The sequence below is a fragment of the Fictibacillus phosphorivorans genome, assembly GCF_001629705.1.
In the GTDB taxonomy this organism is placed as follows: Bacteria; Bacillota; Bacilli; order Bacillales; family Fictibacillaceae; genus Fictibacillus; species Fictibacillus phosphorivorans_A.
The window spans coordinates 3,824,123-3,836,164 of record NZ_CP015378.1 but is presented as its reverse complement, the minus strand read 5'-3'; the positions used below and the strand labels follow the sequence as shown (position 1 = coordinate 3,836,164).

Annotated in this window: 13 protein-coding genes and 1 riboswitch; of the genes, 9 read left to right on the top strand and 4 right to left on the bottom strand. The window is 38.9% G+C overall.

Features of this window, described 5'->3' with window-relative positions; genetic code table 11:
• The first annotated feature begins 291 nt into the window (after window positions 1-291).
• The 7 genes from ABE65_RS19460 to ABE65_RS19430 all read left to right on the top strand — a co-directional run bounded on the left by ABE65_RS19460 (window position 292) and on the right by ABE65_RS19430 (window position 7,791).
• Window positions 292-792 carry a sigma-70 family RNA polymerase sigma factor gene (locus tag ABE65_RS19460; protein WP_066398666.1) on the top strand — a complete coding sequence of 167 codons (501 nt, stop codon included), beginning with the start codon at window positions 292-294 and terminating at the stop codon, window positions 790-792.
• Window positions 793-987: 195 nt separating this feature from the next.
• Window positions 988-2,613: a DUF6583 family protein gene (locus tag ABE65_RS19455; RefSeq protein ID WP_066398665.1), complete on the top strand. Its 1,626-nt coding sequence runs from the start codon at window positions 988-990 to the stop codon at window positions 2,611-2,613.
• 297 nt (window positions 2,614-2,910) lie between these two features.
• Window positions 2,911-4,140 (top strand): ABC transporter permease, encoded by a 1,230-nt coding sequence (locus tag ABE65_RS19450; RefSeq protein ID WP_197480324.1) that lies wholly within the window; start codon window positions 2,911-2,913, stop codon window positions 4,138-4,140.
• Complete coding sequence (locus ABE65_RS19445) at window positions 4,110-5,273, top strand: ABC transporter permease (RefSeq protein ID WP_066398656.1); 1,164 nt, start codon at window positions 4,110-4,112, stop codon at window positions 5,271-5,273. The genes ABE65_RS19450 and ABE65_RS19445 overlap by 31 nt, the downstream gene beginning before the upstream one ends.
• On the top strand, window positions 5,270-5,983 hold the full coding sequence (locus ABE65_RS19440; protein WP_066398653.1) for an ABC transporter ATP-binding protein: 714 nt from the start codon (window positions 5,270-5,272) through the stop codon (window positions 5,981-5,983). Before ABE65_RS19445 ends, ABE65_RS19440 begins: the two co-directional genes overlap by 4 nt.
• 107 nt (window positions 5,984-6,090) lie before the next feature.
• Window positions 6,091-6,948, top strand: coding sequence for a DUF6843 domain-containing protein (locus ABE65_RS19435; protein ID WP_066398650.1), 858 nt, complete (start codon window positions 6,091-6,093; stop codon window positions 6,946-6,948).
• A gap of 189 nt (window positions 6,949-7,137) precedes the next feature.
• Entirely contained in the window at window positions 7,138-7,791 is a 654-nt protein-coding gene (locus ABE65_RS19430) for a C40 family peptidase (protein ID WP_066398647.1), read from the top strand.
• A 39-nt stretch (window positions 7,792-7,830) separates the two neighbouring features.
• Here ABE65_RS19430 and ABE65_RS22115 read toward each other — a convergent pair whose 3' ends face one another.
• Window positions 7,831-8,082, bottom strand: coding sequence for a hypothetical protein (locus ABE65_RS22115; protein WP_197480323.1), 252 nt, complete (start codon window positions 8,080-8,082; stop codon window positions 7,831-7,833).
• Window positions 8,083-8,314: 232 nt separating this feature from the next.
• Window positions 8,315-9,358 (bottom strand): STAS domain-containing protein, encoded by a 1,044-nt coding sequence (locus ABE65_RS19425; RefSeq protein WP_082861515.1) that lies wholly within the window; start codon window positions 9,356-9,358, stop codon window positions 8,315-8,317.
• Between the two features lie 213 nt (window positions 9,359-9,571).
• Here ABE65_RS19425 and ABE65_RS19420 point away from each other — a divergent pair, with 213 nt between their 5' ends.
• Window positions 9,572-10,144 (top strand): hypothetical protein, encoded by a 573-nt coding sequence (locus ABE65_RS19420; RefSeq protein WP_156499216.1) that lies wholly within the window; start codon window positions 9,572-9,574, stop codon window positions 10,142-10,144.
• Window positions 10,145-10,177: 33 nt separating this feature from the next.
• Here the strand turns inward: ABE65_RS19420 and ABE65_RS19415 are convergent, their stop codons facing one another.
• Window positions 10,178-10,498 carry a helix-turn-helix domain-containing protein gene (locus ABE65_RS19415; protein WP_066400403.1) on the bottom strand — a complete coding sequence of 107 codons (321 nt, stop codon included), beginning with the start codon at window positions 10,496-10,498 and terminating at the stop codon, window positions 10,178-10,180.
• A 97-nt stretch (window positions 10,499-10,595) separates the two neighbouring features.
• Complete coding sequence (locus ABE65_RS21640) at window positions 10,596-10,739, bottom strand: anti-repressor SinI family protein (RefSeq protein WP_156499215.1); 144 nt, start codon at window positions 10,737-10,739, stop codon at window positions 10,596-10,598.
• A gap of 29 nt (window positions 10,740-10,768) precedes the next feature.
• Window positions 10,769-10,855, bottom strand: a riboswitch (cyclic di-GMP riboswitch).
• A gap of 210 nt (window positions 10,856-11,065) precedes the next feature.
• On the opposite strand from ABE65_RS21640, the gene ABE65_RS19410 reads away from it, so the two are divergent.
• Entirely contained in the window at window positions 11,066-12,040 is a 975-nt protein-coding gene (locus ABE65_RS19410; protein WP_419471031.1) for an NAD(P)H-dependent flavin oxidoreductase, read from the top strand.
• The last annotated feature ends 2 nt before the right edge of the window (window positions 12,041-12,042 follow it).

The window sequence follows — 12,042 nt, the reverse complement described above, 5'->3', positions numbered from 1 at the left end:
AAAAGAGTTCTACACACAGCACTTATCCACAATTTCTTTTGTTTTACTCAAAACCAACACCCAAATCTTTCAAAATCCAGCATTTCACCAAAAAAATCTATTCATTTTCGCAATTCTGCACACACATTGTGGATAACTATGTAAAAGTTCACAGGCAACTTTTGTCGTTCTGCATCATTTACCACACAACTTTTCAACAGTTGCCCTTTGTTTTACAAAACTCTCCCCATCTATAGTGAAGATACCGCGGAATTCCCCGAATGTGCGCACATTCCAAAAGGAACGATTCCCATGAAAAACACACCGTTTGAAGAAGTTGTTGCAATGTTTGAACCACTCATAAAATCTCAGATTAAACGCTACCACCTCACAAACCATTTTGACCAATACTATCAAGCTGGTTTACTCGGACTCTGGAAAGCTTACGAGGCGTACAACCCAGAAAAAGGCCAATTCTCGTCCTTTGCCTTCATCCATGTTCGCGGACGTATTTTACAAGAGTTGCGAAACGAGCTGAAGCGGCAGGAGATAGAGGTGATGCATGATCCTCATGAATCCTTAACGTTTCAACACCTTTCCCATCAAGATCACATTCCGTATTTGGAAGACGAAACATTGAACCTCTATTTGATGCATCTTACCGAAAATCAGCAGCGTTGGGTCGTTCATCGTGTTTTCCATATGCAATCAGAAGCAGAGATAGCAAAAACGTTCGGAGTTACGCTGTATGCAGTGAAGTCTTGGAGAAAAGCGGCCATAAAGAAACTTCGTACAGTTTTAGATGCCAATTAAAATCAAACTTTCTTACTACGTGATTTGATGGATATAATTTTGGAATTAGGGTATAGTAGAAAACTGTGGGCGAAAAAATTCCTTTTTTACCCATAAAAACCAATAGAGATATAAGCTGCTATTTTTTTAGAATAACAGTGTAATAAGTTGGTAGGACAAAGCTTATATATTTATTAAGAGGGGGACAACTAAACGATGGAAACACAAGTGAATCAGAGTACTGGAAACAAGAAGCGACCGTTGATCATTGGGCTTGCGATTATCGCAGTGCTTGCAATTGGTGCGACTGCTTATGCAATGTTCGTAGATTTATCTCCACGTGAATTGTATTTGAAATCCGAGATGAACACATTTAAAGCACTAAACGAATCTTTTGAAGACAGCTTTGGAGATGCGCTAGCACTTTCTGAAAAACAGATGGAAGAAGCGTATAAGTCTGAAGCAAGCATTGGGGTAGATGTTGACCCGGCGATGTTTGGAGCAGGCGGAATGGAAGCGGCAATGATCGGATCCATTCTACAGAACAGCGAATTCAAGGTAACTACACAGCATGATCCTAAGAAAGAAGAAGGATCTGCTGGAATGGCTTTAAGAATGAACGATGCAGATTTAGTGAATGCTGAGTTTTATCAAAACAACAAACAAACGGCTGTAAACGTACCTGCAGCTTACGATAAGAACGTTTACTTCGAAAATAGCAAGTTCGGTGACGTGATGCGTAAGTTCGATCCAGCGTACCAAGGAATGGAGAAGCTTGAAAACTTCTTTAAAGCAGTAGATAGCGACATTAGTGAAGACGCTCGTGATGAAGCGTTTGAAGAGTTCGCAAAAGTGTACGCAGACAGCGTAAAAGATGAAAACGTAAAACTAAAAGACGATGTTGATTTTAAAGGAGAGAAGCTTCGCGAGTTAACGGTTTCTCTTTCTGAAAAAGAAACAAAAGCAATGCTTGTAAACTTTGTTGAGAAGATCGAAAAAGACGATGAGATCCTAGATGCGATCGCTGAACAATCAGCATTGCAAGGCGGATTCCAAACTGGCATGGTAGCACCAAACAGCAGCATGAGCAAAGCAGATGCGAAGAAAGAAATTAAATCACTTCTTGCTGATGCGAAAAAAGGAATCAAAGATGACTTACAGATTCCGGGTGGAATGAAGCAAGTGGTTATTATCGATGGAGATGATAAAGTAGTAAGCCGTAACGTAACGATGAAGATTGGTGCGAACGGTGAAGAAGCGGTTCCGATGAACTACAAGTCTGAGAGCTGGACGAAGGGCGACGTAACGAACTCTTCTTGGGTTCTTAACGCAGGTCCTGAAGGCGAAACATTACTTGTAGATGTTAAGATGGAAAGCGAACCAAAAGGGAAAGACGGTAAGAAGCGAGACATTAAAGCGAAATTCGAAATGACTGAAAACGGTACAACAGAAGGTATCGGATTCCAAATTAAAGGTGAAGGCACAGATAAGAAGTCTAAATGGACGGCTAATCTTGTTCCTGCTGGCGATTCCGCAATGGAACTTCCAGATATGACGCTTGAGATCGAGCACACTGGTGACCAAAACCTTGATAAAGACTTTGCAAAGCACGATTACAAAGTTACATTAAAAGGTAACGACGCTACAATGGGCGATATCAACGTTGGATTAAACATCAAAACAAAAACAACGTTCGGCGATAAACTGAAATTCCCTGAGCTTTCAGAAGGAAAAGCAGTAAACGTTGCTGAGATGAGTGACGCTGAAATGATGACGATGATGTCAGAAATTCAACGCAACATCGAGCAATTTATCGGTGAAAACGCTCAATTGCTCCAATAGAATGATAATAAGAAGGACAGAGATAACTTAAGACAAAGTTGATCTTTGTCCTTTTTTTCTAACCATTAGGGTATATATAGCTTGTAGGCTGCGTCCGAATTGTCGAGGATTGTAGACTCGTGGATAAACGGCTGAAACTTTTGGATAAAGTGCTAAAACTTCTGGATAAACAGATAAAACTCGTGGATAAATAGTCAAAACTTCTGGAATCAACCAGTCCAATGCCCCTACAGGTATGGGTTCTGAGACGTTTCGGTCATGAAACCCTTCAAATTTTTAAGCGAAAGGAACGACACTATGAGGCAAATGCTACTCATTGCCCATCTAACGGTAAAATGCTGGCTAAAGCAGCCTTTTCCTCTGATTGCTATGATGCTGTTTCCGATACTGTTACTTGGAATCACGTATCTCGGGCTAAAACCACTTCTTGAAGAAAAGCAGTGGGTAGAGCCTTTTGCTGTAGCGATCGTAGATGAAGATAACACGTTTGAAACCAAACTGCTCATGAAGCAGTATGAAAACTCAGAAGAACTAAAAAACGTATTAACCTTTGAAAAAACAGATGCAGAAACCGCAAGTGAAAAGCTGGCTAATAACGATATCGCGGGCATGGTGATCGTACCGGATGGATTTACTAAAGGGATACGCAAGGGCAAAAATATCCCTGTAACCGTTATCGGTAACCCTGAACGCCCTTTTCAAGCAAATCTCTTGCAGCAAGTGATGGTGTCGAACGCCAACTTGATCTCTTCTGCACAAAGCGGAGCGAACGCAGCTTTTCATTATTTGCGAAAGATGGATTTGAGTTCAGATGAATTCCGTGCTTACCGCGACACGGTCATTACAGACTTTACGCTACAAGCTCTGAACCGAAATAAGATTTACGAAACGGAAACACTAAGTGCGTTAGGCGGAGTAACAACGATCGACTATTACAGCTTATCAGGTGTGTTGATTCTGTTACTCGTTGGTGGACTGTTTGGTATGAGTTTGACCGCAAGAAGTGAACAAACCGCACTGCGCGAAAGACTAAGTCTACAAGGGGTCAGGTCTGGCATATTCTTTTTTAGCAATGTTCTATCCGTTTTCCTTCTGCTCGTCATCCAAAGCGCCGTTCTAGTTTCCTTATTTTATGTTCTAACCAAAACGTGGAGCATCACAGCAACAATATTAGTTTTAGCATACTGCTTAAGCATCGCATCCCTTTTCGCGCTTTGTCAGGAACTTTTTGTTCGTAACGGGGCAAAATGGGGAGCGGGAATCATCCTTGCGATGGGACTCGTTGCGACAAGCGGAAGTGTTCTGCCATTATCGTATCTTCCAGAAACGTGGCGAAGCGGAAGTATGCTTAACATCGTGCATCATGCACACAGTGGACTCTTAGATACGTTATTTGCGGGGAATGAAACGTGGATGCCTGTTCTCCTGCTGCTTAGTTTTTCAATCATCATTTGGGCAGTGAGTTTACTGCTTATCACGATAAAGAAGAGGTTGCCATGGTCTGGACAATTGCCATTACACGTATAAAATTATTGCTTCAAAGTCCGTGGAGTTGGCTGGGACTCATCGTTCCGGTTCTCGTGCTGATTTTCTTAGACATGTCGGTAGAAAAAACAAGTAACGCGACCAAGATTCCTGTTGTGATCGTAGACGCGGACGAAACAGAATACTCGAAAACGGTCATAGAACGAGTGAGTAAAAATCCAGCTGTAGCGGTAAGTGTTCGGAATGAAGAGGATGCGCGAAACCAGATTGAGACACAGAAAGCCGCCATCGGTTTCTTTATACCTGAAGGGTTTATGGAAAGCATACAAAAAAACGATGAAGATGGGCTTGTTACGATGTGGCTCTCGTCGGGTTCTATTTCTCATGGGTTAGTGCGCGAAATCTTTGCAAGTGAAGTGAAGCGGTTATCGAGTAATTCTTATGGTGCAAATACGGTGTTAAAAACGTACGGAAAAAGCGAGAAGCTGGATGCCAAGGAGCAAGCAGAGGTCTGGAAGGATGCATGGGCGTATAGCGATAAACATTGGGAGCCGAAGCCTCTGATGACCGTTGACTATAAAGTTGGGGTTACGAGAGATTCATCGGTAGAGGCGGATAGCAGTGCCCCTTCAATCTATGTTCCAGGGATGCTTGTACTTCTCATGTTAGTTAGTTTTTTATATAACAGCTGGCCGGTTAAAGACCGTGATTCCGGCATGAGGTCCAGAGTCCCTTATGCAGCTGGCCGATTCACAATATACTGGTTCGGGAATGCACTGGGTGTTTTGCTTTTACAGCTATCCATGCTTGTCTTATTGATCGGGTTTGGCTGGTGGAGAGAAGCGTTAACGTTGAACGTGACAACAATAGTTAGTTTGATCAGCTATGTTTTATTTCTAAATGCACTATCACTCTTGTTTGCCTATTTCGTGCACAGCAACCGCACGTGGCAAGCAGTTACACTCTTTGTTGTATTATGTACATCGCTTCTAAGCGGAACTTTCTTTCCGAGCGATGAGCTATCAAGCTTTTTACAACGTGCTGCAGAGTGGACGCCGCAATATTGGATCGTATCAACTTTAAATCAAGAAACGCTAATGATTCCCTTTATATTTGCGGGTCTAAGCATCATTTTATACGTACTTTCAACCATAAAGGCAGGTGACAACGCTTGATCGCAGCAGAAAATTTGAAAAAGAAGTTTGGTAGAAAAGAAGTATTAAAAGAAATGAACTTCTTTATTGAAAAAGGTGAAACCGTCGGCGTTGTTGGCCCAAACGGTGCAGGTAAATCAACGCTTTTGAGAATCCTTGCAACCCTCATGAAAAGTTCTGGCGGATCGGTTCAGATTGATGGACTAGATGTGAGGAAAGAACAAAAGAGAATTCGTCAGAAAATCGGTTACGTACCGCAAGAAATAGCCGTGTATCATGAGCTAACAACACGCGAAAACTTACGATTTTTTGCGAAGTTGGCAAAAGGGTCGTCAGAAGAAAGATGGATGCAGCGCTGCGAGGAGTGGCGGTTGGCAGAGCACCTTGATAAAAAAGTGAAGCATCTGTCTGGTGGTAACCAGAGAAAGCTGAACATCTTGATCGCGATGCTGCATGACCCGGATCTTCTGATTTTAGATGAACCGACCGTCGGAATTGATATATCCGCAAAACAAGAGATCGTGAACGATTTACGCCAGCTGGGACGGGAAGGGAAGACAATCCTCTATTCCAGTCATGACGCGCAAGAGCTCGAAACATTATGTACTTCTTTTTTGATTTTAAAAGAGGGAGAGTTGCTTTTTTATGGGTCAAAACAAAAGGTGCGACAGTTCGGTTCCGTTGCACAATCGGAAAACTTTGCGGAAACTCTTGGAGAGATAGTTGGATGAAGTCTGCTGATGTTGGCAGGCTTCTTTTTTTATCCTTAATATTCCAATGTTAGATTTAAAGTGATAGAATGTATGTGAAAACATTCACAATATAAGGAGCGGATGACATGAAGGATAAACTATTGAGAAAAATAAAATCAGCATTGTTAGCATCATTATTCTTAATCGTCTTACTAGGTATTTACTCTATATATGAATCTGAATCAGTAGATGCTTTCTTATTTTTAATTGTCATTTTTTTCTTTTCGTTAGCTGGTAACTTCTTGTATGGCATCCCCGTATCACTCTTCATTGATTATTTATTAAGAAAACGAATTAAATTTTATTTTTTACTATCAGGTTTTTTACATGTTTTCTTTGGTTATATTACCTTTTTTATTATAGAAAATCTCAATAGTTATGCAGTAATATGCGCTGCTCTTTTTTTCTTGAGTGATGAATGGCAAAAGAGTTTTAAAAAACCTAACTATAGTCGAAAACGAATGTTAATGAATAGCTGCTTTGTCTTTGGACTTAGTGTATTTGCTGTATATTCATCCTTTTATGTACAAGAGTTACTAGAAAAGAAAACGAACGAATATTACCTCATTCCAGCTGATTATGTTGGTAAAGTGACTGTGATATATGATATTGAGGACGAACCGAAGCCAGAAAAAGTTGGAGACCATAATGTTATAAAAATAAACCATGATGGTTATGGGCTTACGGCATTACCAGAACCAGAAGGTACATTTAATAATCAATACTTTTATATTGACGAAGACGGGCATAAAGAAAAAATTGATGAAAAGTGTATACATATAGGAGTTTCAGGTTCTCGATCAAATAATGAAAGGGAATTCAGCTATCATTCATTTACCGTTATCAATTCAAATTGCACGTCCGATTTTTCGATGCATGGTAGTCAATACTTAGAGAATCATAGCATTGATGTTGAAGAGATACTACAGCGAGAAGGATTTTGAGATTGCAGTTATTAAAGTAGTAAATCGTGCACTTCGTATAATTATTTTAGCACGATACTAAATTCGACAAGATTTTACAAGAAGACCAAATTCCTATTTTCCGTAACGTAAGCGTAAAACACAAGTCCTATAATTTATTGTAGGATAATAATAGATTACTTGGAAAATCAAAGGAGTTTGGGATAAATAATGAAAAAATGGATAGTTACATCAGTTTTAGGTGCAAGTTTATTATTGTCGCCACTACAGGCGTTTGCAAATATTGGAGATCAAACACTTCGTCCAACGATGACTCATTCAGATGTTAGAACGTTACAATCATTATTGCGCAGTAAAGGTTACTTTACATATAGTGGTTCTTATACAACATATTTCGGTTCTTATACAAAAAGTGCGGTTATGAGTTTTCAACGTGCAAAAGGCTTAACTGCAGATGGGATTGCGGGCCGAAGTACGTTTAATAAACTAGGTGTTTATAATGTTAACAATGCATACTTAGTAGATTATGCTAAACGTTTTCAAGGAACGGTATACAAATGGGGAGGAACGACTACCTCTGGTTTTGATTGCTCAGGGTACATTAACTACGTTTTTAAAAATTCCCATAACATTACCCTGCCGCGAACAGTAAAAGAGATGTGGATAAACACAGGCTATAAGGTTGGTAGTCAAGAGATTGGAGACCTTGTATTCTTCTCAACAACAGATTCTGGCGCTTCACACATGGGCATCTATGTTGGTAATGGGAAGTTCATCCATGCTGGTTCTTCAACTGGAGTAACGATTTCAGATATGAACAACAGCTACTGGAAGCCGCGTTATTATGGGACAAAACGTTTATAAAGAAAAAGGAGTCCATTGATTGGACTCCTTTTTTGTATCCTAGAACAAGATTCTTGCCCAAGGATCGCAACAGCGATGATGTTGCTTTTTCTTAGCTTTTTTGTACTTCTTGCACTTCAACACTTCGTAGCTAGAAGAAGATGAAGAAGAGGACGATGAAGAAGAGGAAGAAGATGAAGAGGATGATGAAGAAGATTCTTCACAAACCCATTCTACTTTCTTGTAACACTTCTCAACTTTTTCATGCTTTTCATGTTTGCAGTGGTCGTAGTTTCCACACTTGTTACACATTATTCGTTTCACCTCACAAATTGATACCGACTTCCAATTGGTTTCGGTTTCTGTATATCATATGTAGAGGCAGACAAGTTGCTTAGACAAACGTTGAGATTTTAAGAAAATGGGGTCTGACCCCATACAAATACAAATCCCTTTAATTTGTTCTTCTCAGATATATACCGGAGAACAACATAAAAAAGTAATAAACGAAAAATCCACGCTGCAACCGCAGCGTGGATTTTTCTTACTTCGAAGGTTCTTGTATGAGCATGCCTTCTTTTGCAAAAGCAAAGTGGATGGCGTGTTTCAGGTTTCTAAAATATGTACTTTCTCCGAGGGAATATTGATGTTTTGTGATTTCCATACTCAATTCTGGTGAGATCCCTACCAATAACGTTTCCATACCAAACAATCGAGCTGAAGAAACGAGCTTGTTTAACATATCCACCATTTCAGAATCAATAGACTTAATACCCGTTAGATCTAAGATAACAAATTTTGCTCTGTGTTGAGGCAGTGAAGTCAGAGTATGCTCTAACATATCTTTAGAACGGAGCTCATTGTATTTACCGATTAAAGGAATAACTACAATATGATCGGTAACCGGAATAATGGGAGAGGAAATCTCTCTGATTAAATCGGTCAACTCTCTTGTTCGATCTTCCACCATCGCTTCTAACTTCATAATCTCATGCTGTTCTTCCCGGTGAACGAGATCGCGGATGTTATCTTTTGGTGTTATATGTGATTCTGTGATTTTTAATGCTAACGTGTTAGGTTCAGACTTGTTCTCAAGCACCTCGAACCACATGTTGGTTTGAAAGAGTCCGGTGAAAACACCAGCCCAATGGCCAGGTAAGAAGCGTCCCATGCGTTCGCTGTTCTGCGCTTTTTTAATTTTCGTTTCCCAGCTGTTTGTAATCGTAATGATTGCTTCTTTTTTCTCTACATCAAGCTCTATGTATGTTTTACCCCAACCAGCTGATGCATAAATGTTAGGCAATGATTCAGCGGAAATCTCAATATCTTTGATCGTTCTTATGTAAAAATCACTAACGATTAACCCTGTCCGATACCCAGCTGTTTCAAAAACGAGGTCTGCTGTTCCTTCTCCTGTAATCTCTTCAATGGATTCAAGAAACACCTTAAATGCTGAATCAATCCAAAACAACATTACATCTTCGCCTTCAAATTGAAATATACCTTTTGCTGTGTCCCAATGAAAAGAAGAACCATTCACATCTACACTTTTTTGAGAATCCATTAGTTCGTTTGGCGACTGCTTCATTTATTATCCTCCATAGCAAAATAGTAGACACCCTTTTTTCGTACCCTATTCTAGTTGGAATGAAACATATATAATTATGCTTCAATTAAATCTTCAAAAGATTTTTTAAGCGTTCTTTCTTAAGTTTTAGATGATACTACTCTGGGTATCGTTCTTTATTAAATATAAAATCGTTCTTATTTAGAAACAAACAAATATAAAGGATAGTTAGGGATGATTATAATGAGAGCAGAAGAAATAAAAGAGATGAGACGTAAGCAGTTCATGATGCTGAATATAGTTATCATTCTAATAATGTATGTAGTTTTTCTATTAATCATGTTGGCTGACATGACATATGCTTCCTTATATTTTTTGTTAGGGGTAGTAGCGTTTATGAATGGATTAATAGGTTTACTTAAGAAAGAATCAACAAAGTATTTATTATTAATTTTTGAAAAAGTTGCAACTTATGAGAAAAAAAAGATGGGAAAGGAGTGGGAAAAGCAACGGAGATTAAGTTATTTTATGAATATTTCATTGAGTATCATTATGTTTTTTCAAGTTTACTTACATCGAAATTCAATTGATAAAGTTCTTCAATTGGACTGGCCTATTCTTTTACTTGTTACAATATGGATATTAGCAGTTGTGAATATCGGCCTCTTCTTTCATGTGAGAAACGTGGATTGCTCTAGTCCAAACTTATGGTATACACGTAAGAAAAACTTATTTATTATTTCAATTGGAATATTTTTTGTAATCTTAACCGTTTCTTCTTTTATCATATATATCTATGCATTGTGAAAACAAAAACCACCTTAGTCGGAACTAGGGTGGTTAGTTTTGTTTATTTTTCCATTTGTTAAATTCCAAAAACTCTTTAAACTGTTCTTTACTTACCCCAGATCCCATAGCTTCCTTAACTAATTCAGCCCATTCATGATCTAAGTTTTTTGTATCAACTTCAGCTTTAATTAAGTGATCTACAGAAATATTCAATACATCCGCAATCTTTTCAAGAAGCTGTATCGAAGGGTTTTGTTGAATATTTCGCTCTAGAGCACTTATATAAGATTTTGCTACCCCTGCTTTATCAGCCAATGCTGTAATGGAGAGGCCTTTTTCGGTACGATATTTTTTTACTCGCTCACCAATCATCATTTGCAATCCCCATTTAGAAATAATTTGCCTTTATTATATCTTTCTGTATGAGGTAAGTAAATAAATTCTGTGACTTGCTTACTATTTCAATGAATTAATTTCCTTGCAATTGATAGTTTTCTAAAGTTAATTGGGGATTTTGTAAAAAACGAATAATCTCTTCTTTAGTAAAACCTTGATCTCTAGCTTCTCTTATTAATTCAATCCACTCGTGATCCAGCTTAAACGTATTTTCCACTAAGAATCCCTCCAGAAAGTAAATGATGTCCAGGCAACCCGGCGATCATAGCTTTTAAAGCCTTAGACCCGTGGCTTTGCGCCCACTTCTTTCGAAAATGTTTGCCCTTGTCTGGAGGATAATTAGGACCTATTTCCTAACTCAAATTGATTATATACAAGCTCAATAGAAAATGTTGTCAGAAAATGACTGTAATAAAAATGTAATATAAGGAAGCGTAATAAGACCCCTATAAAACAAATTTAAAGGAATGATGCAGGTTATGTTGAAATTATTCTTAATAAATACCCATTAAACTAATTTTAACTGCTGAAAGGATGAATAAATTGTCTAACAAATTGCCAATGAATTTGTCGAATCAACTCAGTTTACCAGTGATTAACGCCCCAATGTTTCTTGTATCGAGTCCTGATATGGTGATTGAAAGCTGTAAGAACGGAATAATAGGTACATTTCCATTACTGAATGCAAGAACCTCCGATCTATTAGAAAATTGGATGAAACATATTTCAGAAGAGCTGAGTAATGCCAGGGAAAAAGATCCTTCGGCAAAGATTGCTCCATGGGGTGTTAACTTAATCGTTCACCGAACGAATAAACGTTTTGAAGAAGATTTGGAGCTAATAAAGAAATATGAACCGCCAGTGGTGATTACTTCTCTTGGTAATCCAAGCGATGTTGCTAAAATCGTTCACGGGTACGGTGGTCTCGTATTCTCTGACGTTATCTCGCTTGATCACGCGCGTAAGGCTGCTAAGACGGGCATTGATGGATTAATACTCGTGTGCAGTGGAGCAGGTGGCCATGGTGGGACGTTAAATCCGTTTGCTTTCTTAAAAGCCGTAAAGGAATTCTGGGATGGGATGACGATTCTAGCTGGGGCTATTTCTACAGGTGAAGAAATACTAGCTGCCAAGGTTCTTGGAGCCGATCTCGTATACATGGGAACACGCTTTATTGCGACGCAAGAATCTTCGGCGAGCGAAGATTACCGGCAGATGTTAATAGATTCTACTCTTGAGGATCTTGTTTATACGGATGCGATTAGTGGAATAAAAGGAAACTACCTGCTTCCATCCTTACAAAGAGCGGGATTTGATGTGGAAAACTTGATGAAAAAGGATGATGTTGACCTCTCGTTCTCTGAATCCAAAGCAAAAGCATGGAAAGACATCTGGTCCGCAGGACAAGGTGTTGGCAGTGTGAAGAAAATCTCTACCATTCAGGAAGTAGTAGATGAGCTAAAGGAAGAATACAAAAAAGCATTAAGAACAAGGGAAGCTATGAGTATTATCCCTTAAAA